22 protein-coding genes are annotated in these 21,020 nt (G+C 38.7%); 18 read left to right on the forward strand and 4 right to left on the reverse strand.

Annotated features, from left to right (window positions below):
• Positions 1 to 86 precede the first annotated feature (86 nt).
• The 5 genes from ACX9YW_RS00850 (at position 87) to ACX9YW_RS00870 (ending at position 4,562) form a co-directional block, all read left to right on the forward strand.
• Entirely contained in the window at positions 87 to 869 is a 783-nt protein-coding gene (locus ACX9YW_RS00850; protein ID WP_460340363.1) for an NUDIX domain-containing protein, read from the forward strand.
• 47 nt (positions 870 to 916) lie between these two features.
• Positions 917 to 1,462, forward strand: a complete 546-nt coding sequence (locus ACX9YW_RS00855) for a cysteine hydrolase family protein (RefSeq protein WP_460340365.1) — start codon at positions 917 to 919, stop codon at positions 1,460 to 1,462.
• A gap of 24 nt (positions 1,463 to 1,486) precedes the next feature.
• The gene (locus ACX9YW_RS00860; protein ID WP_460340368.1) at positions 1,487 to 2,977 is read left to right on the forward strand and encodes a nicotinate phosphoribosyltransferase; all 1,491 of its coding nucleotides are present in this window, start codon (positions 1,487 to 1,489) and stop codon (positions 2,975 to 2,977) included.
• Positions 2,974 to 3,804, forward strand: coding sequence for an NAD(+) synthase (gene nadE, locus ACX9YW_RS00865; protein WP_460340371.1), 831 nt, complete (start codon positions 2,974 to 2,976; stop codon positions 3,802 to 3,804). The genes ACX9YW_RS00860 and nadE overlap by 4 nt, the downstream gene beginning before the upstream one ends.
• Positions 3,805 to 4,013: 209 nt before the next feature.
• Entirely contained in the window at positions 4,014 to 4,562 is a 549-nt protein-coding gene (locus ACX9YW_RS00870) for a GNAT family N-acetyltransferase (RefSeq protein ID WP_460340374.1), read from the forward strand.
• A gap of 42 nt (positions 4,563 to 4,604) precedes the next feature.
• On the opposite strand, the gene ACX9YW_RS00875 is transcribed toward ACX9YW_RS00870, so the two are convergent.
• A complete protein-coding gene (locus ACX9YW_RS00875) occupies positions 4,605 to 5,840 on the reverse strand; it encodes a TolB-like translocation protein (RefSeq protein WP_460340377.1) in 1,236 nt (411 codons plus the stop codon).
• Positions 5,841 to 5,949: 109 nt separating this feature from the next.
• Here ACX9YW_RS00875 and ACX9YW_RS00880 point away from each other — a divergent pair, with 109 nt between their 5' ends.
• The 7 genes from ACX9YW_RS00880 to ACX9YW_RS00910 all read left to right on the forward strand — a co-directional run bounded on the left by ACX9YW_RS00880 (position 5,950) and on the right by ACX9YW_RS00910 (position 13,096).
• Complete coding sequence (locus tag ACX9YW_RS00880; RefSeq protein ID WP_460340380.1) at positions 5,950 to 6,642, forward strand: DUF4145 domain-containing protein; 693 nt, start codon at positions 5,950 to 5,952, stop codon at positions 6,640 to 6,642.
• A gap of 143 nt (positions 6,643 to 6,785) precedes the next feature.
• On the forward strand, positions 6,786 to 7,931 hold the full coding sequence (locus ACX9YW_RS00885; protein WP_460340383.1) for an NAD(P)/FAD-dependent oxidoreductase: 1,146 nt from the start codon (positions 6,786 to 6,788) through the stop codon (positions 7,929 to 7,931).
• A 19-nt stretch (positions 7,932 to 7,950) separates the two neighbouring features.
• Positions 7,951 to 8,823: an RNA polymerase sigma-70 factor gene (locus ACX9YW_RS00890; RefSeq protein ID WP_460340386.1), complete on the forward strand. Its 873-nt coding sequence runs from the start codon at positions 7,951 to 7,953 to the stop codon at positions 8,821 to 8,823.
• A gap of 147 nt (positions 8,824 to 8,970) precedes the next feature.
• Positions 8,971 to 10,305, forward strand: a complete 1,335-nt coding sequence (locus tag ACX9YW_RS00895; RefSeq protein ID WP_460340389.1) for an MFS transporter — start codon at positions 8,971 to 8,973, stop codon at positions 10,303 to 10,305.
• A gap of 289 nt (positions 10,306 to 10,594) precedes the next feature.
• Positions 10,595 to 11,503, forward strand: coding sequence for an ABC transporter ATP-binding protein (locus tag ACX9YW_RS00900; protein ID WP_460340391.1), 909 nt, complete (start codon positions 10,595 to 10,597; stop codon positions 11,501 to 11,503).
• Positions 11,484 to 12,281: an ABC transporter permease subunit gene (locus tag ACX9YW_RS00905; protein ID WP_460340394.1), complete on the forward strand. Its 798-nt coding sequence runs from the start codon at positions 11,484 to 11,486 to the stop codon at positions 12,279 to 12,281. The genes ACX9YW_RS00900 and ACX9YW_RS00905 overlap by 20 nt, the downstream gene beginning before the upstream one ends.
• Positions 12,282 to 12,298: 17 nt before the next feature.
• Positions 12,299 to 13,096 carry a DUF2705 family protein gene (locus ACX9YW_RS00910; protein WP_460340397.1) on the forward strand — a complete coding sequence of 266 codons (798 nt, stop codon included), beginning with the start codon at positions 12,299 to 12,301 and terminating at the stop codon, positions 13,094 to 13,096.
• Positions 13,097 to 13,145: 49 nt separating this feature from the next.
• On the opposite strand, the gene ACX9YW_RS00915 is transcribed toward ACX9YW_RS00910, so the two are convergent.
• Positions 13,146 to 13,625: a hypothetical protein gene (locus tag ACX9YW_RS00915; RefSeq protein WP_460340400.1), complete on the reverse strand. Its 480-nt coding sequence runs from the start codon at positions 13,623 to 13,625 to the stop codon at positions 13,146 to 13,148.
• Positions 13,626 to 13,711: 86 nt separating this feature from the next.
• Between ACX9YW_RS00915 and ACX9YW_RS00920 the strand changes: the two genes are divergently transcribed.
• From ACX9YW_RS00920 to aspA, 3 genes are all read left to right on the forward strand, one after another.
• Entirely contained in the window at positions 13,712 to 14,644 is a 933-nt protein-coding gene (locus tag ACX9YW_RS00920) for a manganese-dependent inorganic pyrophosphatase (RefSeq protein ID WP_460340403.1), read from the forward strand.
• A 200-nt stretch (positions 14,645 to 14,844) separates the two neighbouring features.
• Complete coding sequence (locus tag ACX9YW_RS00925) at positions 14,845 to 15,591, forward strand: BsuPI-related putative proteinase inhibitor (protein WP_460340406.1); 747 nt, start codon at positions 14,845 to 14,847, stop codon at positions 15,589 to 15,591.
• 153 nt (positions 15,592 to 15,744) lie between these two features.
• The gene (gene aspA / locus ACX9YW_RS00930; RefSeq protein ID WP_460340409.1) at positions 15,745 to 17,169 is read left to right on the forward strand and encodes an aspartate ammonia-lyase; all 1,425 of its coding nucleotides are present in this window, start codon (positions 15,745 to 15,747) and stop codon (positions 17,167 to 17,169) included.
• Between the two features lie 35 nt (positions 17,170 to 17,204).
• On the opposite strand, the gene ACX9YW_RS00935 is transcribed toward aspA, so the two are convergent.
• Positions 17,205 to 18,413 (reverse strand): MFS transporter, encoded by a 1,209-nt coding sequence (locus tag ACX9YW_RS00935; protein WP_460340412.1) that lies wholly within the window; start codon positions 18,411 to 18,413, stop codon positions 17,205 to 17,207.
• Between the two features lie 120 nt (positions 18,414 to 18,533).
• On the opposite strand from ACX9YW_RS00935, the gene ACX9YW_RS00940 reads away from it, so the two are divergent.
• Positions 18,534 to 18,878 carry a nuclear transport factor 2 family protein gene (locus ACX9YW_RS00940; RefSeq protein WP_460340415.1) on the forward strand — a complete coding sequence of 115 codons (345 nt, stop codon included), beginning with the start codon at positions 18,534 to 18,536 and terminating at the stop codon, positions 18,876 to 18,878.
• 55 nt (positions 18,879 to 18,933) lie between these two features.
• Here the strand turns inward: ACX9YW_RS00940 and ACX9YW_RS00945 are convergent, their stop codons facing one another.
• A complete protein-coding gene (locus ACX9YW_RS00945) occupies positions 18,934 to 19,992 on the reverse strand; it encodes a multicopper oxidase domain-containing protein (protein ID WP_460340418.1) in 1,059 nt (352 codons plus the stop codon).
• 326 nt (positions 19,993 to 20,318) lie between these two features.
• Between ACX9YW_RS00945 and ACX9YW_RS00950 the strand changes: the two genes are divergently transcribed.
• Entirely contained in the window at positions 20,319 to 20,453 is a 135-nt protein-coding gene (locus ACX9YW_RS00950; RefSeq protein WP_460340421.1) for a Fur-regulated basic protein FbpA, read from the forward strand.
• A 63-nt stretch (positions 20,454 to 20,516) separates the two neighbouring features.
• Entirely contained in the window at positions 20,517 to 21,014 is a 498-nt protein-coding gene (locus tag ACX9YW_RS00955) for a L,D-transpeptidase family protein (RefSeq protein ID WP_460340424.1), read from the forward strand.
• Positions 21,015 to 21,020 lie beyond the last annotated feature (6 nt).

Here is a 21,020-nt window from a genome sequence, read left to right on the forward strand (position 1 = left end):
TAATAATCAAAATAGTTGTGATACCATAACCTATAGTGTAAATTAGAATTAACGATTTGTTAATTAAAAACAAAGGGGGTCTCCATTTGATTCCAGATTTACATCAACAAAAGCCCCAAAAATATCGAACACCTGACGGCTATACGAGTGACATTGCGATTTTCACTATTATTTCCGAAAAATCCGAAGTTTATAAACCGCCTAGAAAAACGTTAAAGCTCATGTTAATACAACGTGCTGAGAAAAATGCCGAAGGAGAACCAAACATTGAAGGAGGAAAATGGGCATTACCTGGAGGCTTTATTCAACCAAATGAAACCGCCATCGAAGCAGCAAAACGCGAACTGGAGGAAGAAACAGCTGTAACGGGTGTGCATATTAAGCATTTTGGAGTGTATGATCAGCCAGGAAGGGACTTCCGTGGCTGGATTATTTCAAATGCACATTATGCTATTGTTGCAGAAAATGATCTTCTACAAAGAAAAGCAGCAGACGATGCCACCTGTGTTGAGCTTTTTTCCATCGAAGAAGTTCAGCGACTAGATTTAGCATTTGACCATCGACAAATTATTGAAGATGCACTTTGGTTTATTCGAAAGGACATGGCTTTAACGACCATAGCTAAAAAATTCTTACCTGAAGAATTTGTCCTCTCAGAGCTTCAAGGTGTCCTGCTAACCGTTTTGGATGATCCATCTATCAAATTGGATGCTGCCTTTTTTCGAAAGGCACCGACTCTACCATTTATCGAAAAAGTCTTTGAAAACGGTAAAGCGAAAAAATCCAATCTGTATTCAAAAACTCCGGCACAGCTTTATCGATTTAATGAGTACCAACCATTTGTATCCGTTTATCAGGGAAGATTTTAAACTGTTTGATTAACAATTAACCAATTATTAATCGGGAGTGAGGAAAAATGAAAGCATTCATTAATATTGATTACACGTATGATTTTGTTGCTGATGACGGAGCACTCACCTGTGGGAAACCCGGTCAGGAAATTGAAAATGAAATTGTGAAGCTTACGGAAGAATTTATTGAAAATGGAGATTTCACTGTTTTTGCGATTGACTTTCATATTAAAGGCGATGAACGTCACCCTGAAACGAAGCTCTTCCCGCCACATAATATTAAGGGAACAAGTGGCCGGAAGCTATTTGGACGTCTGCAAGATGTCTACGAAAGTAATAAGGATAAAGAAAATGTGCACTATATGGATAAAACAAGATATAGCGCCTTTGCCGGAACCGACCTCGAAATTAAATTGCGTGAACGAGGAATTACGGAAGTCCATTTAGTCGGTGTTTGTACGGATATTTGTGTCCTTCATACGGCCGTTGATGCCTATAATCGTGGTTTTCAAATCGTCATTCACGAAAAGGCAGTAGCAAGTTTCAACCAAGCTGGACATGATTGGGCCCTTGGACATTTTAAAGACTGCCTAAATGCGACAATAAAATAACTCCCATTTGGAGGTACTACTATAATGAGAAAATCTTATCCAGACGATAGTTATACCCTGCATACCGATGCCTATCAAATCAATATGGTTGAAACGTACTGGCATGATGGCATTCATAATAAAAAAGCCGTATTTGAACTTTATTTTCGCAAGCTACCATTTGGCAATGGCTATGGAATTTTTGCCGGGCTGGAGCGTGTAATTGAATATATAAAGGGATTTCGTTTCACAGATAGCGATATCGAATATCTACGAGATGAAGTTGGTTATGAGGAAGAGTTCCTTGACTATTTAAAAGGACTTAAGTTTACTGGTAAAATTAGGTCGATGAGAGAAGGGGAATTGGTATTTGGCAATGAACCGATTTTACAAGTAGATTCAACTTTGGCAGAAGCACAGCTTGTTGAGACTGCCCTGCTTAATATTATCAATTACCAAACACTAGTAGCGACGAAAGCATCCCGTATTAAGCAGATCATTGGTGACGCGGATGCCATGGAATTCGGGACCCGCCGTGCCCATGAAATGGATGCCGCAATATGGGGAACTAGAGCTGCTTATATAGCTGGATTTACATCTACAAGTAATGTGCGCGCAGGTAAGCTCTTTGGCATTCCAGTGTCTGGAACCCATGCCCACTCTTTAATCCAAGCATATAATGATGACTATACAGCCATGAAGAAATATGCCGAAAGCTGTGTTCGCAGGAAAAATAAAGTCTTTATTCCGCTTGTTGATACGTATGACACTTTACGTCTAGGAGTCCCTGCCGCCATTCGAGTGGCAAAGGAATTTGAGGGACAAATCGAATTTACTGGAGTTCGCCTCGATAGTGGTGATATCGCTTATTTATCAAAAGAAACAAGAAAAATGTTAGATGAGGCCGGATATCCGGATGCAAAAATCGTAGCTTCTAATGATTTAGACGAATACACGATTATGAACCTTAGAGCCCAGGGAGCCCAAATAGATATATGGGGAGTTGGCACGAAATTAATCACTGCCTTTGACCAACCTGCCTTAGGGGCTGTTTATAAAATTGTTGCCATCGAAGACGAAAATGGGGAAATGATCGATACCATTAAAATATCAGGTAATCCTGAGAAGGTAACTACGCCAGGAATGAAAAGACTCTATCGCGTCATCAATATGGTTAATCAACGCTCTGAAGGGGATTATATTGCGCTAGCAAATGAACGTCCTAATGAAGAAGACCATTTAAAGATGTTCCATCCTGTCCATACCTATATTAGTAAGTTTGTCTCTAATTTTGAAGCCAGAGACCTTCACCATGACATATTTGTTGATGGTCAATTAGTCTATGATTTACCTGATATTCAAGAAATTCAACAGTTTTCCTTGAGTAACATGTCCGTTTTATGGGACGAATATAAGCGTTCATTAAATCCAGAAGAATACCCAGTAGATTTAAGCCAGAAATGTTGGGATAACAAAATGAACATCATTCAGAAGGTTAAAGAAAAAATCGCAGGGTCCAAGGAGATAGAAAAATGAATGAATTCCAAAAGGAAGTTATTGCGGCACTAAAAACAAAACCTTTAATCGACGTCAAAGCGGAAATCCGTCAAAGCGTTGATATGATGAAAAACTATTTAAAAAAGTATTCTTTTTTAGAATCAATGGTCCTTGGAATCTCAGGTGGACAAGATTCCACCTTATCCGGAAAACTTGCACAATTGGCTGTTAATGAATTGAATGATGAGATTGGATTAAAAAAATATAAGTTCATTGCCGTTCGTCTTCCCTATGGGACCCAAACCGACGAAGAAGATTGCCAGGATGCCATTCGGTTCATTCAGCCTGATGAGGTAGTAATAGTCAATATTAAAGATTCCGTCGATGCTAGCGTCGCTGCAGTTGAAAAAGGCATGGGTAAAAAGTTGACCGATTATTTAAAAGGTAACGTAAAGGCCCGTCATCGCATGGAAGTGCAGTATAGTATTGCTGGGGTAAATAAGGGTATTGTTTTGGGCACTGATCATTCTGCCGAAGCGATTACAGGTTTTTACACAAAGTTCGGTGATGGTGCCTCGGATATGGTACCGATTTTTCGTTTGAATAAGCGTCAAGGGAAGCTCCTATTAAAAGAATTAGGCTGCCCTGAGCATCTGTATTTAAAGGTTCCTACTGCTGATTTAGAGGATGATCGACCATCCTTACCGGATGAAGTAGCCTTAGGAGTAACATATGATGATATTGATGATTATTTAGAAGGAAAAGAAGTCAGCGAGCCAAGTAAATCTAAAATCGAAGAATGGTATCGTAAATCTGAACATAAACGTCAACCACCAATAAATGTATTTGATGAATGGTGGAAGTGATTGTATTTGAGGTAGTTAAAAATCAACGCGGTTTTTGATTTCCTAATGTCGATGAAGAGTGTTGCGTTTGGGAATCAAAGTGCTCTATTTGATTCCCAAACTTGTTGGGTTTTGTGAGTTTGGGAATCAAAACGCTAGCTTGATTTCCAAAGTTAATGATGCCTTGGGAGTTAGGGAATAACTCTACATATAAATAGGGGAGAAAATAGATGGAATTCGTCACAACAGACCAATGGGATGAACAGCTTTGGCTAATGGCAGAACCTATCTACAAAGAAGCGTTCCATGACGGGGCAAAATCAGAAAAAATTATCCGAAATATGTTTTCCAAAAAGCTCTGCTATCTACACGTCCTCAAACAAAACGAGGAGGTAATTGCCATGGCTTTAACCGGAAAAATCGAACAGCCCAAGTCACTGCTAATCGATTACATCGCTGTCAGCCAAAACAGACGTAGCCACGGCATCGGCAGTAGCCTTTTAGGCAAAATTAAGAACTGGGCAAAACTCGAACACAATCTCCAAGCTATCATCATCGAGGTAGAATCAGACCTAACATCTGAAAATCTAAAACGAATCGATTATTGGCAGCAGAACAATTTCCACCTTACCGAATATATTCACAAATACATTTGGGTACCTGAACCTTACTTAGCCATGTATTGCCTATTAGACCCCAATGCGAAACTAGCAACCAATGGTGAAACACTTTTCCGGTATATTACTCAATTTCATAAGGAGAGTTTCTCCAGAGACTAAAATAGGTCCTCATGCAAACAGCCTGGAGGACCTACTCCCAAATTACTCATAAAAAACAATCTCCTCCACATCTTTCATCCACTCAACCGCCTCTGAACCATCAGGATTCGCCTGCCACAAAGTCTTATCTTGATCAATGATCGACTTCCCCCTAAACCAAAGGATCTTATCAATCGCCCCCACATACCGAGGATGGTAATCTCCAAAGCCTTTCGGAGGTATAGTAATTTTATTCTGCATATTTTTCGCCAAATCAATCGAATAAAGTGACGGTAATGGATGTTTACTAAAATCATTTGACCATTCTCTTTCTTCAACCCTGGAACTTACCAACATTCTATCCGTTACCCAATCAAAATCCAAATCGGCATATTTGGTAGGGGTCAAGGTTCCTGAAGCAGGCATTTCCCGCACCTTTAAATCCTTATTCTTAAATCTAAATACAATCCGACCACCACCAGCGATATAAGCAATTGTATCAGAAGTAGGTGCCCACTTCGGTGAACCAATCTCTAAAATAATCTCATCCAACACCTCAAAATTCTTACCATCGCTTGATATCACACACACCATATTACTATCCATCGACCACGAAGCAGTGGGGGAGACGATAAACGAAATCCACTTCCCACTAGGTGAAAAGGTTAAACCATCGGCATACACAGCAATGATTTTCCGCTCACCATCCCCAATTTCTCTCGGTAGAGTAAAAAAATGATCAACTCCACCAAAAAAGATGATATCCTTAAAATTTTTCTTCAGCTTTTTCGTATACAGAATCGCGCTCGTCCAGCCGTCTGGTTGTAAATGCCCGCTCGTTGAAAGAAGAAATCCACTCCCATCAGGCAACCAAGTATAGTCGCTAACCCCAGTTGCGATGTTATAAAATCCCTCAAAAGTAGAGATATCCAGTATTCCACCATCCTTAAAGGCAACCATTTTTTTATTTGGCGCCCAAGAAGGGGCAATCCCATCGCGAAAAATTTTCTTTTTCTCACCGGTTTCAACATGATATGCCCAAATTTCAGCTTGGAGCTCTGTTTTTTGTAGATCAGAGGCGGCTTCCATTTGGTATAACAGCCATTTACCATCGTAGGACCACTTTGGGGAAGCAAAAACCCTTCCTGTTGTTGTTATTTGTTTCTTTTCACCATTAATAAGCGACCATAAATTTCCGTTCTTAATATAAGCTGCCTTCACTTTAGCAGGAGTGTCGGCCAAAGAATTTATTGGAAAAATAAAAACCAAACATAACACTAAAATGATAGTCCGAAACATCCATGTCACCTCCCATAATATCGTTCACCTAACAAGAATTATTTATTTTTCCTTAGTTTGGATATAATAACTAAACAATATGGAAGAAATCATCAGGAGGCTTTTCAGCATGAGAAGGATTAATCCAGGCTCCGTCGTTTCTTATATTCGGTATGGAAATATTAAAATTCCCAAAAGCATTCAATGTGAATGCCCGGCATGCCGTAAAACAACAGAGTTTAACCTTAATGCCAACTATCAAAATCGGAAGCATAGTTTGATTACAGAGTGTCATTGCCCATCTTGTAAAAAATCGGCTGTTTTCATCATTATGACGAATGATGTCATCGAGGAACAAGGTGAGCATGCAGATACCTATATTTATGATCACCAAGCTTCAAAACACCCAATTAATCAAATCGAAAATTTATCTAATATCCCCCAAGATTTGATTCGCGCCTATCGATCGGCATTAAATGTTCATCAATCTCGGGAAACATCGGCAACGGCCGTAATGTCGAAAAGGGTGATTGAAAGTATCCTCAAACATTTTCTTGTTGAAAAAAGTAAAGGTCAGCCATTATCCAAACAGTTAGACATTTTGCCAAATCATGTTGATTTAGCCAAGCCCATTCAATCACTTAGTCAATTACTAACAAACGATGGTTCACTTAGTCAAATGCTTGAACTTGAGGCGGAGATGGATTATGAAACAACCTCATTACTTATGGATTTGTTAGAGAACCTTATCGAGTACTTATTTGTCCTCCCAGGCAAGATAGAAGTAACCCATAAGAAAATCACAAATAACCTAATAAAATAAACAGATATAAACCAAATATAATAATGCTATCAATTAACTATGTATGTATTAGCTAATTGATAGCTATTTTTTTTGCGTTATTCGTCACAGATCTCGCTCCTTAATCGTTATGTTTTTGAAAACACATAAAAGGAGCGACGAGTATGGGGAAGCAAAAAAACATCATTATTGTAGGTGGCGGATATGCAGGAATCCATTTATTAACAGGTCTTAAAAAGCAATTAAAAGATCAAATAAATGAAAATATAAAAATCATATTTATTGATAAAAATGCTTATCATTTTAAAAAGGTGAAGCTTTTTAAGGCAATTACTGAAGAGACCACAGACCAATTGCGAATTCCATTAACCCGTTTTTGTGGACCGGGGATTGATTTTATTCAAGGCTCGCTTGACAACGTAAACCCTATAAACAAAACCATCATACTGAAAACAAATACCGAAGGGAACATCGAACTTCCTTATCATCAATTAATCCTTACAATAGGGAGCATCCCCCGTAAAGTACACCCTGAGCTGGGAGGAAAATCACTATGCAGTTTAGATTCCGCCAAGGAGATTCGACAAGATCTATTAACGATGATTAGGGATTCCAGTGAACATCTGAAAATTGCCGTCATTGGTGGTGGTGTTACCGGAATTGAAACAGCAACCGAGATCAACTCATGGCTAAATCTGTATTCCCCTAAAAAAATAGAGGTTTTTCTAATAAACGAGAAGAATAGACTACTAGATGACTTACCCGAAAAAGTCAGTTTACAACTAGAAAATCGCTTAAATAATCAAGGTATTTCAATTATCAATGGGAAAAAGGTAACCACATTTCAATCAACGCAAATCCAATTTACAGAAGGATCTCCGTTGCAAGCCAATTACTGTATTTGGACGGTTGGGCAAATTCCACATCCCACTGTAAAGAAACTAGCATTGCCATTAAGTAACGATGGTCGGTTATTAACCGACTCACAGTATAGGCTTTTCGATTACCCAACCATTTATGCGATTGGCGACTGCGCTCATGTCCTTGACCCGAACACAGGAGATTTGGCTGGAATGACTTGTAAAGAAGCAATCTCTCAAGCTCAAAAGCTAACAAAAATTATCAAAGCGAATCTAGAAGGAATAGCTGCACCGTCACATCAAAATTATCCTGATCTACTATGTATTAGTTTGGGTTCAAAGGACGGGTTTGTCTGGTCCAGGAAATGGGGGATTGACTTTATATTAACCGGAAAACTTGGTTCAAAAATTCGCGAATATACATGGGATATTGCTAGCTTAAACAACTAGTGGAAGAGGGGGAGGAGCGATGAAATTAGAGGATTTCTATGATAAATATCGACCACTATTATTTTCAATCGCTTACCGGATGCTCGGGACGGTAACTGATGCAGAAGATATTGTTCAAGATGTATTTGTGTTAGCGGGCGAAAAAAGCTGGGAACAAATTGATAATCAAAAGGCTTATCTCTGTAAAATGGTCACAAATAAATGCTTGGATTACCTCAAGTCGGCGAGGAACAAACGTGAACTTTATATTGGTCCATGGCTGCCGGAGCCAATGCTTTTGAAAGAAAATGATCCCTACCATGAGGTATTGAAAAATGAGGACTTGAGCCTTGCCGTATTAGTCGTGCTTGAGCAATTAAATCCAATCGAGCGCGCAGTTTTTATTTTACGAGAGGTATTCCAATATGATTATCAAACGATTGGTGAGTTTATTGGAAAAACAGATGCCAATTGCCGTAAAATTTTCAGCCGTGCTAAGAGTAAATTACCATTAACCTTTCAACCGGAAAAAAAAGAGAGTAATAAAAAAAACGAAAAAATCATTTCCGACTTTGTTTCTGCCATACTTGCCGGAAATTTACAGCAACTTGAAAATATACTGGCACAAGATGTTACCTTATATTCCGATGGAGGCGGAAAGGTTTATGCGGCATTAAAACCAATCCATACAAGAAATCTGGTCCTTCGGTTTATTACCCATTTATTAGCACACTATTACCAGCCACATCTACCTGAACCGACAGTTTCACTCGTCAATATTAATGGTCAGACCGGGATATTTGCAAACGATCAAGAGCAAATAAAATCAATCATCTCCTTTCACGTTAATAACGGTCAAATACAAGAAATCTATGTTGTCAGGAATCCAGAGAAATTAACGCATATAAATTAATCTCCGCCTTCAGACGGAGGAATCGCCTACAAAATTTCCTCCTCCAATCGGAGCAGTTTTCGGTTTTTAGCTAGGAGGCTCCTTTTCTAATTTGTTGTAGACTTAAGGTAATCAATGGTTCAACTACCATATTAAAGGAGCTTAACAATGAGAGAATATTCATTTCGTACATTCTTAACTATTTGGATCGGTCAATTAGCTTCAGTTATCGGATCTGGTTTAACTAGCTTCGGCTTAGGTGTTTGGGTTTTAAAAGAAACCGGTTCTGTTACGCAATTTTCACTCATAATCATGTGTGCTAGCATTCCAGCAATTATCGCCGCTCCGTTTGCAGGGGTTATTGTTGACAAATGGAAACGGAAATGGATTATGGTGATTAGTGATACGGTTGCAGGACTAAGCACCGTTACGATTTTTGTTCTCCTATATTTTAATGTTTTTGAAGTTTGGCATTTGTATATTGCTGCAGCAGTATCATCCTTATTTAGTTCGTTTCAAATGCCAGCCTATCAAGCTACGATTCCATTGCTTGTACCAAAAGAGCAGCTTGGCAGAGCAAACGGACTTGTTCAGATGGCCGATGCCTTATCAATCGTGTTTGCTCCAGTTATGGCTGGTTTATTGCTTGCAACAATAGAAATTAAAGGCATTCTAATCATTGACTTTTGCACGTTTTTAATTGCTCTATCTACTTTACTATTTGTTAAGTTTCCGGAATTGGCCAATAACGAAAAGGATTCAAAGAAAGTCTCATTTTTTCAAGATGCTTTATACGGCTGGAAATATATTATGGAGCGGCCTGGCTTAAAAGGCTTACTTGTTTATTTTGCCGTTGTTAACCTTTTATTAGGTTATTTTAATGTCCTTTTACAACCATTGATTTTGTCTTTTACAAATGAAAAAGTTTTAGGTATGGCCCTTTCCATTACGGGAATCGGGATGTTATTAGGTGGTATTTCGATGAGTGTTTGGGGTGGTCCGAAAAATCGTGTCTTAGGGGTTGTTGGATCAGGTGTGATTAGTGGGATTTTTCTAATGTTGCTTGGATTTAAAGAATCAATTGTTTTGATCACAGCAGCCACCTGTTTTATGTTCTTATTATTACCGATAGGAAATGCTTCAAGCCAGGTAATCTGGCAAAGCAAGGTACCACTAAATGTCCAAGGTAGAGTGTTTGCATTAAGACGAATGGTTGCCATTTCTTTATCACCAATTGCTTATATAACGGCAGGGCCTCTAGTTGAAAAAATCCTTAACCCAGCTGTCCAACATGGGGGATTCGCCAATAGGGTGACAAATATTATCGGTACAGGTGACGGGCGTGGTATAGGGTTATTGTTTATTTTACTAGGATTTGGTTGGATTCTTACTTCTATATTCGTTTATCTGAATCCTAGAGTTAGAGGATTGGAAAAGGAAATTCCGGATGCGATTTCACAGGAAAGTGAAATAAAGAAAGAAGGGTTAGTTACTGTCAGTTAAAAAGCAGGCTCCAGAATGGGAGCCTGCTTTTTAACTCTTTGTAAAGACGGCATTACTAACGACTTTGTGCTAGCCCAAAATCATGTGCATTAATGATTATTTTATAACATAAGAAGGGAATTAACGGTAAATTGTCTTCGAATAATGACCACTAAGTTCTTATGAAAATGGTATATTTTTTTACTAATATTCAAATATTGACCACCTTGATTTATAATTTTTATACGACTTATTTTGGAGCACATTGGTCGATGAGTTTTGATTATTCTATAACTTGGAGGTATCGCAAATGAACGTCATTGAAATTCAAAATCTAACTAAGTCATATGGTAAGGCTAGAGGGATTACGGACATAAGTTTCAGTGTCGAAGAAGGCGAGATATTTGGTTTCATCGGTCCAAACGGTGCCGGCAAATCCACTACCATTCGAACACTTTTGTCATTGATTTATCCAACGAGCGGAAGCGCCAAAATTTTCGGTAAGGACTGCATCCAATTTGCCCCAGAGATCAAAAAGGAAATTGGCTACCTGCCATCTGAAGTCTTTTATTATGACAATATGAAGGTGAAGGACCTATTAAACTATTCAGCAAGTTTTTATAAAAAAGATTGCCGCAAAAGAATAAAAGAATTGGCTGAAATCATGGACTTAGACCTAAATAAAAAAATAGATGATCTCTCACTTGGAAATAAAAAGAAGGTCGGTATTGTTCAAGGACTCCTCCATGAACCAAAGTTAATCATACTCGATGAGCCGACGAGTGGGCTTGATCCATTAATGCAGCAAAAGTTTTTTGACTTATTAGAGGCGGTAAATAAAAAAGGGGCCACGATTCTATTTTCCTCTCATATTTTAAGCGAGGTTCAACGATTGTGTAACCGAGTGGCGATTATTAAAGAAGGTAAAATCGTCACGGTTGAAAAAATCAGCACCTTAAAGGAAAACAATTATAAAAAATTTAAGATAGAATTGAAATCCAATATTAATCAAGATTATTTCCAAATGGATGGGGTTAGTAATTTAAATATTTCTGGCGTAACTGTTCACTTCCTATTCAAGGGAGATATTAACACGGTTTTAAGAAAAATAGCTGGACTCGATATTGCCAATCTTTGGATTGAGGAGCCAGATCTGGAGGAGATTTTCATGCATTATTATGAAAAGGAGGCTTTGGTCGATGAATATCTTTTTCTATGAATTAAATGCCTACCGTAAATCAACGATGATCTGGACGGTTTCACTTTGTGTTTTAGTAGCGTTTTTCCTGTCGATTTATCCTTCCTTTTCGCAAGATGCCGCTGAGTTTAAAAAATTACTTGAAGGATACCCGGAAGTAGTAAGAAAGGCACTTGGCGTCAGAATGGATTCTATCTTTACTCTTATGGGGTTCTATTCCTATATCTTCATATATATTTCTCTTTGCGGAGCGATTCAGGCTATGAACTTTGGAACCTCGATTGTTAGCAAGGAGATTCGCGAGAAAACGGCTGATTTTTTATTAACAAAGCCGGTAACACGGACAACTATCATCACAGCTAAATTGGGGGCAGCATTCTTTTCACTATTATTTACTAACCTTGTCTACTTGGTTGTATCCTATCTAGTTACTAAACAAGTGACGAACGAGGCGTTTAGTAGTAAAACGTTTCTCCTTATTTCCTTGACTTTATTTTTTATTCAGCTGATGTTTCTTTCACTAGGATTTATGATTGCTGTGCTGTACCGCAAGCTAAAATCGGTATTAACAATCTCGCTTGGAACGGTTTTCACGTTCTTTATCATTGCGATGATTAGCTCGGCAACTGGCGATGATGCCAAACGGTTTTTGTCACCTTTTAAATATTTTGAACACCGTTACATCATCGAGCATGGGAGTTATGAAACCAGTTTTTTACTAACTAGTGCGGGATTCATCCTTGTTGCTATTCTGGGAAGCTATTACATTTATAAAAATAAGGACGTTCACACCGTATAGGAAAGGAGGAACGTGCGATGAATGTATTTTGGCGGGAGATGAAGGCACATAGCAAGTCATTGATTATTTGGTGTATTGGCGTTATTTTGTTGGTCTTTTCAGGAATGAATAAGTACGATCGTTTTTCTGGGACCGGCCAGTCAATGAATGATTTAATTGCTGATATGCCGAAGTCGCTACAGGCATTTATGGGGTCAGGCGGCTTTGATTTATCGAAAGTGACCGGCTATTACGGGGTGCTTTATTTATATTTAATTCTAATCGCTACCATCCATGCAGTTATACTTGGGGCAACCATCATCTCGAAGGAAGAACGTGATAAAACAGCGGAATTTCTATTTGTCAAACCTATATCTAGGCGAAGCATTATTACTTCTAAACTTACTGCAGCCACTGCCCAGCTACTGATTTTTAATATGATTACCTTCATTTCTTCGATTCTAGTGGTTGATCAATATGGTAAGGGAGAAGAAGGCGTTTTTTCAGACATATCGATTTTAATGATTGGGATGTTTTTTTTACAACTTTTATTTATGGTTATTGGTAGTGGATTAGCCTCGGTTCTGCCTAACCCGAAGAGGGCAGGCGCTTTATCGACAGGGATTCTGTTATTATTTTTTATTTTATCGATTGTGAATGACTTAAATGATTACTTGAATTTCTTAGAATTTGTTACTCCATATAAATATTTTGATGCGAAGAATTTGCTCCATACAGGCCAATTGGACCCCGTTTTCACCTGTATAGCATTAATCTTGATCGGTGTGCTCGTTTTGATCACCTATGTGTTTTTTCAAAAAAGGGATTTAAAATAAAAAGAGATAGGGGCTTGCCTTGACAGGCGTCCTATCTCTTTTCTTATGCTTAATCCTGGCGAACGACAATAGCTCCGGAATTTTGAATCGTTAAACACCCTTCAAGGTCTTCCTCTTTGAGGAAACCGAGATTAACAGCGGCGCGCACCTTTTCTTCATCCGGTTTTTTGATGACTTTAATCAAATCGGTCATATTAAGACTCTCTAACAGGTCGACTGTTTTTGCATCATCAAACTTTTCTACCTTACGGATTTGGCGCTGCAATTTGTAACCGTCAATCGTTAACTCACCTTTCTCATTAACACCCACATGTTCATCAAAGTATAAATGAAATGACTTTTTTAATAGCTCCAGTTTCTTCTCAATATCTTTCTTTAAATCCAACAAATCGGCATACTCACAAAGCATTTCTTTTGTAATCATTTCATTATTCATTTCGGCTTTGATTCCCCCATCTTTCAAAGATAGTTCATCATATGGTAGGACAAGTGAAAATATGCGTTCGGTTTTTGGAAATAATGGAGTCAAAAAAAGTTTCCTTCATTATTTACCTTTATCGCTAAAATAAGTTAATATTAGGTTTGGATAAATTTTTAAAAGGAGAGTATTACATAATGGAAAAACAACTTATTTTTGGTCATAAAAATCCAGACACAGATTCCATCTGTTCGGCAATCGTATATTCAGAATTAAAAAATCAATTAGGGTTCAGTACCGAGCCAGTTCGTTTGGGAACAGTAAGTGGTGAAACTCAATTTGTATTAGATTATTTCAAAGTGGAAGCCCCTCGTTTTATTGAAAAAGTGGCAGGTGAAGTAAAACAAGTCATTCTTGTCGATCATAATGAACAACAGCAAAGTGCCGATGACATCGCGGACGTTCAAATCACAGAGGTCATTGACCACCACCGTGTCGCAAACTTCGAAACAAAGGACCCATTATACTTCCGTGCCGAGCCTGTTGGTTGTACAACAACCATTCTCAATAAAATGTACAAAGAAAACGGGGTATCCGTTCGGAAAGAGATGGCTGGATTAATGCTTTCAGCGATTATTTCTGACACATTATTATTAAAATCACCAACATGCACCCAACAAGACGTGGACGCTGCTCATGAATTAGCGGAAATCGCCGGGGTTGACCTTCAGGACTATGGTCTTGAAATGTTAAAGGCAGGGGCAGATTTAAGTGATAAAACTATCGAGCAGTTAATCTCACTTGATTCCAAAGTATTCCCAATGGGTGATGCAAAAGTGGAAGTCGCTCAAGTTAATGCTGTGGACACCAATGACATTTTAGCGCGTCAGCAAGAAATCGAAGTTGAGTTAGAAAAAGTTATTGCGGAAAAAGAGTTAGATCTATTCCTTTTTGTTGTTACCGATATCCTAAATAACGACTCCGTAGTATTAGCAGTTGGAAAGGCTACTTCAAAAGTAGAAGAGGCATTCCACGTAACCCTAGACAATAACAAAACGGCTCTTCTAAAAGGCGTCGTCTCACGTAAAAAACAAATCGTACCACAACTAACCGAAGTCTTCACAAAATAATTCAACACTTTAACGCTTTAAAGCACATGGGGACAGTCCCCAAGTTTTTTAAAGCACTAAAGCACTAAAGTGCTTAAGTGCCTTAAAAGATATACATGCTTTAAAGCGTTAAAGTGTTTTTTTTCTTATGTTTTGGTAACCTTTTTCCCCTGATCTCGTCTGTTATAGTGCCGGCAATAATTTAACATGAGGTGTTTGGAATGAAGGGAACTAAAATTTTCGGTGGCTTACTGGCTACTTTATTGATAACTGGATTAGTTGGCTGTGGATCGACAGAATCGGATGTTGGGGTCAAGGAACCCAAGAAGGTGGTTAGTGGGTCTAATGGTGATGCACCAAAAGGTATTGTAGCGGGTCAATTAACTCCAGATCTACAAAAGCAAATCAAAGACGGTAAGTTAGTCTACATTTTTAGTTTTAAAAATGATAAAGAAACAGAAGAAGTTCTTCAATATAGCAGCACACAGCAATATGAATATCAAATTAAGGATAGCAAAGGGACGGTAGTTTATACCTACTCAATGGATAAAATGTTCCTGCAAACAGTGTCTGAGCAAACTATTAAACAAGGTGAAAAGGTAGAATTTGAAATTGACCTTTCCGAAGACCTAAAAAAACTAGCACCAGACACTTACAAATTTGAAGTTTGGTCAGTCGCCAAAGATCGCACAGATCTTAGAGCAGAAGCAGAATTTAACTGGGGCGGCGAAGGTGAAGGCTTAGAGGAAGACGCCTCTAAACTTGCAGGGGCAATCGTTACCTATGTTGGTTTAATGGATCAGAACTCCATCGAAGTCATCAACGAGAATGGGGAATATGATCACTATCGACTATCTGAAAAGGTGAAAACAGAATTCGCTACATTAGAAGCCCACACAAAAATCACTATCCACTACGGCATGACGAGCGATGGCCAGAAGATCATTGAAGAGGTCATTAAAGAATAGAAATAAGCGTAAGCTGTACCGATTGGTGCAGCTATTTTTATTTTTCGATAATATTCTTGACCTAACCATTGGATTCCATGACAAAATCTATTATGATGGGTATGGGACATGCTTACTAAAGCACTATCCAACTACTTACGGGGGGATACATAAATGGAGAACAAAATATCTCGTATTGAAAAAGATTTTCTCGGCACAAAAGAGGTGGATGCAAACGCTTACTACGGAATCCAAACTTTACGCGCGGTAGAAAACTTTCCGATCACTGGTTACACGATTCACAAAGAATTGATCATTGCTATGGCGATGGTCAAAAAGGCAGCAGCCTTGGCAAATATGGAAACAGGGCGCCTCTATCATGAACTTGGAAATGTCATTGTCCAAGCAGCTGATGAAATTATTGAAGGAAAGTATCATGATCATTTCATCGTCGACCCGATTCAAGGTGGGGCAGGAACATCGATTAATATGAATACCAATGAAGTCATTGCCAATCGTGGACTTGAACTACTCGGCAAGGAAAAAGGCGATTATTTTCATTTAAGCCCTAACTCACATGTTAATATGGCTCAATCAACCAATGATGCCTTCCCAACGGCTATACATATTTCAACCTTGTCATTATTAGACTCCTTGCTCGTTACAATGCAAAGTATGCATGATGCATTTGCAAAAAAGGCAGAAGAATTTGATGGCATTATCAAAATGGGCCGGACACACCTACAAGATGCTGTGCCAATTAGACTTGGCCAAGAATTTGAAGCCTATCGCCGTGTCATCGCCCGGGATATTAAAAGAATCGGCAACACTCGCGAGCATCTTTATGAAGTAAATATGGGAGCTACTGCGGTAGGAACAGGCTTAAACGCTAATCCAAAATATATCGTCAATGTTGTAAATCATTTACGAGATATTTCTGGTTTCCCATTAGTCAATGCGGAGCACTTAGTTGATGCAACGCAAAATACTGATGCCTATACTGAAGTATCCGCTGCATTAAAGGTTTGTATGATGAATATGTCCAAAATCGCCAATGACCTTCGATTAATGGCATCTGGACCGCGCGTTGGTTTTAATGAAATCTTCTTACCAGCTCGCCAACCTGGATCTTCAATTATGCCAGGAAAGGTGAACCCGGTTATGCCAGAACTCATTAATCAGGTCGCATTCCAAGTAATTGGTAATGACCAAACGATTTGTTTAGCCTCTCAGGCTGGCCAACTTGAGCTCAACGTAATGGAACCGGTACTAGTTTTCAACCTCATTCAATCCATTAGTATTATGAACAACGCGTTCAAAGTATTTACTGAATATTGTGTAGAGGGAATCGAAGCAAATCCGGAAAAAACCAAAGCAGACGTCGAACGCAGTGTCGGAATCATCACAGCTATCAACCCGCATCTAGGTTATGAGCCAGTAGCACGAATTGCGCGTGAAGCGATTTTAACAGGAAAATCCGTTCGTGAGCTTTGCCTAGCTTACGATGTATTAACGGAAGAGGAACTGGACCTTATCTTAGATCCATTTGAAATGACACATCCTGGTATTGCAGGTGAGTCATTACTAAATAAAGATTAAGACAAACAGCTCGGTCAAGCGACCGAGCTTTTTCTTCACGCACTAACTTGTTGCATTTTTTTCTTAACTCTTAAGGAATAGAAGACAATGAACATAGTTGTTGTTATTAAACTTCCATGAAACATCCAAACCATCTCAGGAAGGGAAAACATTTTTAGTAAAATCGGCGCTACCACAAACCCTAAGGCAAACCCGAGAGATTTTAACAGCATGCCGACACCGAATATGCGGCCTCTAATGTGATTATCGGTTTTTTGTAAAATCGTTGCATGAAGAGTCGTAAAACAAGCATCAAAAATACCAGTAAAAAAAGCAAACGAGAAAACAATCCATAGATTGGTATTAGACAGGAAAATGATAAATCCCGTTGACATTAATATCGCTCCAATAAAACATCCATAATACATCCGAGTACCACTCAGCTTTAATTTCGGTAAGATCATTGTAGCTAGAACTGAGCCGATTCCCCAAACTCCCCAAATCATCCCATAGTAGAAGCTCTGCTTCGAACTATCAAGCTGTTCCGCCAAAAGCGGTATTCCTAAATTATGTGAAGCACCGGCAAAAGCCCCAACTAAGAACACGATATTGACCATCAAAAGCATTGGGGCCAGAAGGATAAACGAATAAACCTCTTTTAAATCGTTGCCCATGGCGAGAAGTTTTTGCTTAACACCATTCGATAGCCCTATATTAGTTCCCGTCGAACTGACCCATTTTATTTTTAGTAAAACTAGAGCCGATATAATATAGGTTGCTGCATCGATAGCTAAGGTGACCTTATAGCCAAGGATATTGGTGATGACTCCCGCTCCAATAAAACCACCTACTAAACTAATCGACGTTAGTCTAGCAATTAAAGAATTCGTCTCCAGCACCTTATCCTGCCCGAAAATTTGCGGAATTTCCGCACTGTAGCTGACAGCAAAAAAGCTGCTCGTTAAGCCTATTAAAAAGCAAACTACGATAATCATAATCGGATTCGGAAAAGGAATTAAGCTTAAAATAATGACTGCCCTAAAAATATCGGTGTAAATCATGATTTTCCGACGGTCAAAGCGGTCAGCGATAACACCTGATATTAAACTAGCAAGTACGCCACCGAGAGTACGGAATGCCATCGTAGCTGCGAGCCAAGCAGAACTACCCGTTGCCGCATAAATGAGGACATTGATGGCAATTAAATCCATAAAGGTCCCAAGATCAGAAAAAGCCTTAACATACAGAAAAATTTTGCGATTCATAAAATCTCCTTGCTTAAATGTAATAAATCTATTTTAAATAGTATGAATATACTTCGCAATACGAAATTTCAGATTTATGGTAAAATGGAGAAAAATTATTTGGAAAAGGAGTCATACATAATGGAAAAAAAATCACCTGAAAGGCTAGCTCAATTACAGCTAGATGCTTATAACGAAAAGAAAATAGAAGAGTTTGTTGCCCAATACGACGACAACATCGTCGTGATGGACTTCCCAACAAATAAAGTGACCCTTGAGGGAAAGGAAGCCTTTACCGCGAGATATCGTAAGTTGTTTGAGGATAATCACCAGCTACATGCGGAACTAAAAAATCGCACGGTCATGGGGAATCACGTCATCGACCACGAGTATTTGACAGGGAGAGCCAATGGCACAACCGGTGAAGCAATTGCCATTTACGAAATGAATGATACCCATATCGTGAAGGTTTGGTTTATAAGATAATAGAATGGGATAACCCTTCGAAATGTTGATTTCGAAGGGTTTGATTTTGTTTTAATTAATGGCCACCAGCAACAACGCCGTCGTCATTACCATCTTTCGTTACTTTAATAATTCCAACCGCACCTTTAGTTGCGTGGTTAAACTGATGGGTAACAATTGGATAATTCCCTTCTCGTGTAACCGTAAATTCCACCACTGCACCTCCGCTGGCAGGTAGAATCACTGTTTGCATACCTTTCATGTGATTGAACGGATTTCCATCGATATAAACGTCATCAAAAATCGTTCCAACGACATGAAAGCTACTTACTTCATTCGGACCAACATTATTGACATATAAGCGAACTCGGTCGCCAACTTTAGCGAGAAGAGGGGCGTCTACTAAACTACCAACAGTACCGTTTGTATTATGTTGACCTTCCTTTAGTGCTTTTGTGGCAAAAACAACATTTGTCGGTACACCATTTGTAAAGTCTTCTAAATCATTGTATTTATACCATTCATTTTGAATAATGACATATTCCCTATCAATCTTACCATCATTTGGATATCCATCCTTCGGCTTAACGATAATGGTACCATGCATCCCATTTGCTATATGTGAAAGAACAGGCTTTGTCCCACAATGGTACATGAAAACGCCTGGCTTATTGGCCGGATAAGAAAAGGAACCGCTTTCATTCGGCATCACATCAATGAAATCCTTAGAAGGTGCCGCATGGACAGCATGGAAATCCATACTATGTGGAATCGCAGGATCCATGTTTTTAAGGGTAAAATTTATCGTATCACCTTCGTTTACAACCACTACCGGCCCTGGAACCTCCCCGTTAAAGGTCCAAGCTTTATACATGTTTCCTTCTGAGATTTCAATATCGGTAATTTGTGCCGTCATCTCAACATTAACAACATTTTTTCCTACTCGTTCCATTTTGACTGGTACTGGTGGTTGATTTAAATCCTTATGCGGTTCAATGATGTTCGAATTAGTTGGGGCTGATGCAACCTTTGGTGCACTTGTTTGGTCCGCTTTCTCAGATGAAGAATTGGCACTACATGCAGACAATAGAATCAATGTGGCAATGATCGAGCTTTTTAACATCTTTTTCCTCATTTTCATTTCCTCCCATATTCCCCAATAGTTACTTTCTATTGGTTTTTCAAGATAATCTTATATTCAGAAAAGTAGGGTAAATGTGATTCGAATCACTAAATCCAATACTAAATATGAACGAATTGTGAATGTTAAGCATAAACATCTATATTTGTCAATAGATAAGTTTGATAACTTGACAATAGTGCTAATAGTATTTTAGAAAAATATCAATGATGTAGAAGACTTTCATTGACTTTTTTCCCAGTTTTTCTTATAGTAGTATCTAATTTTTATTTAAAAACCGACCTGTCGAATCGGAAATTTAGATGGGAGGAGAACTTGAAATGTCGAATCAAAGTCAAAAAGATTTCTTCATTCAACAATTACTGATATTAGGCATCTTCAAAAAAGACGATCAGCATTTGTTTGAATTAACCGAGGAAGAACTGGAGGAGGAGTATAAGAAACTGAAGGAATAGTAGGCTATGGAGCACAAACGTTAGTTTCCATCATACTTTATTAAAAAACGAGGTGTGATGGTAATGATTCATTTGGTTAAGCCAGGCGAAAATCTGGCTTTAATTGCAGCCAATTATAGAATTCCTATACAAAAATTACTAGCAACTAATCCTTCCATTCCAAATCCAAATAGATTATTCGTCGGCCAACAAATAAATATTCCGGGATTACCCGAACCGAGCCGTATTCCATACACCATCCAAGTATCTATTGGACAACGAAAACTAACCTTATTCCATAATGGCCACCTGATGAAAACGTACCCTATTGCAGTTGGAAAAATGCTAACAAAAACACCTTTAGGTGAATATGTCATTGTAAATCGAGAACCTAATCCCGGTGGCCCTTTTGGCGTTATCTGGCTTTCATTGTCAAGGAAGGGTTATGGAATACATGGCACGAATGACCCATCATCAATCGGAAAAGCCGTTTCACATGGTTGTATTCGCTTGCATAATCAAGACGTGCTTGAACTTGCCAGCATCGTTCCGAATGGGACACGGGTCATTATTCAAGCTTAAAGTAGG

The sequence above is a fragment of the Pseudoneobacillus rhizolycopersici genome, from assembly GCF_054786815.1.

Excerpts from the sequence above, each read along its gene's own strand:
- ACX9YW_RS00855 (WP_460340365.1), top strand. The coding sequence starts at position 917 with ATGAAAGCATTCATTAATATTGATTACACGTATGATTTTGTTGCTGAT.
- ACX9YW_RS00860 (WP_460340368.1), top strand. The coding sequence starts at position 1,487 with ATGAGAAAATCTTATCCAGACGATAGTTATACCCTGCATACCGATGCC.
- nadE (WP_460340371.1), top strand. The coding sequence starts at position 2,974 with ATGAATGAATTCCAAAAGGAAGTTATTGCGGCACTAAAAACAAAACCT.
- ACX9YW_RS00870 (WP_460340374.1), top strand. The coding sequence starts at position 4,014 with ATGGAATTCGTCACAACAGACCAATGGGATGAACAGCTTTGGCTAATG.
- ACX9YW_RS00875 (WP_460340377.1), bottom strand. The coding sequence starts at position 5,840 with ATGTTTCGGACTATCATTTTAGTGTTATGTTTGGTTTTTATTTTTCCA.
- ACX9YW_RS00880 (WP_460340380.1), top strand. The coding sequence starts at position 5,950 with ATGAGAAGGATTAATCCAGGCTCCGTCGTTTCTTATATTCGGTATGGA.
- ACX9YW_RS00885 (WP_460340383.1), top strand. The coding sequence starts at position 6,786 with ATGGGGAAGCAAAAAAACATCATTATTGTAGGTGGCGGATATGCAGGA.
- ACX9YW_RS00890 (WP_460340386.1), top strand. The coding sequence starts at position 7,951 with ATGAAATTAGAGGATTTCTATGATAAATATCGACCACTATTATTTTCA.
- ACX9YW_RS00895 (WP_460340389.1), top strand. The coding sequence starts at position 8,971 with ATGAGAGAATATTCATTTCGTACATTCTTAACTATTTGGATCGGTCAA.
- ACX9YW_RS00900 (WP_460340391.1), top strand. The coding sequence starts at position 10,595 with ATGAACGTCATTGAAATTCAAAATCTAACTAAGTCATATGGTAAGGCT.
- ACX9YW_RS00905 (WP_460340394.1), top strand. The coding sequence starts at position 11,484 with ATGAATATCTTTTTCTATGAATTAAATGCCTACCGTAAATCAACGATG.
- ACX9YW_RS00910 (WP_460340397.1), top strand. The coding sequence starts at position 12,299 with ATGAATGTATTTTGGCGGGAGATGAAGGCACATAGCAAGTCATTGATT.
- ACX9YW_RS00920 (WP_460340403.1), top strand. The coding sequence starts at position 13,712 with ATGGAAAAACAACTTATTTTTGGTCATAAAAATCCAGACACAGATTCC.
- ACX9YW_RS00925 (WP_460340406.1), top strand. The coding sequence starts at position 14,845 with ATGAAGGGAACTAAAATTTTCGGTGGCTTACTGGCTACTTTATTGATA.
- aspA (WP_460340409.1), top strand. The coding sequence starts at position 15,745 with ATGGAGAACAAAATATCTCGTATTGAAAAAGATTTTCTCGGCACAAAA.
- ACX9YW_RS00935 (WP_460340412.1), bottom strand. The coding sequence starts at position 18,413 with ATGAATCGCAAAATTTTTCTGTATGTTAAGGCTTTTTCTGATCTTGGG.
- ACX9YW_RS00940 (WP_460340415.1), top strand. The coding sequence starts at position 18,534 with ATGGAAAAAAAATCACCTGAAAGGCTAGCTCAATTACAGCTAGATGCT.
- ACX9YW_RS00945 (WP_460340418.1), bottom strand. The coding sequence starts at position 19,992 with ATGAGGAAAAAGATGTTAAAAAGCTCGATCATTGCCACATTGATTCTA.
- ACX9YW_RS00950 (WP_460340421.1), top strand. The coding sequence starts at position 20,319 with ATGTCGAATCAAAGTCAAAAAGATTTCTTCATTCAACAATTACTGATA.
- ACX9YW_RS00955 (WP_460340424.1), top strand. The coding sequence starts at position 20,517 with ATGATTCATTTGGTTAAGCCAGGCGAAAATCTGGCTTTAATTGCAGCC.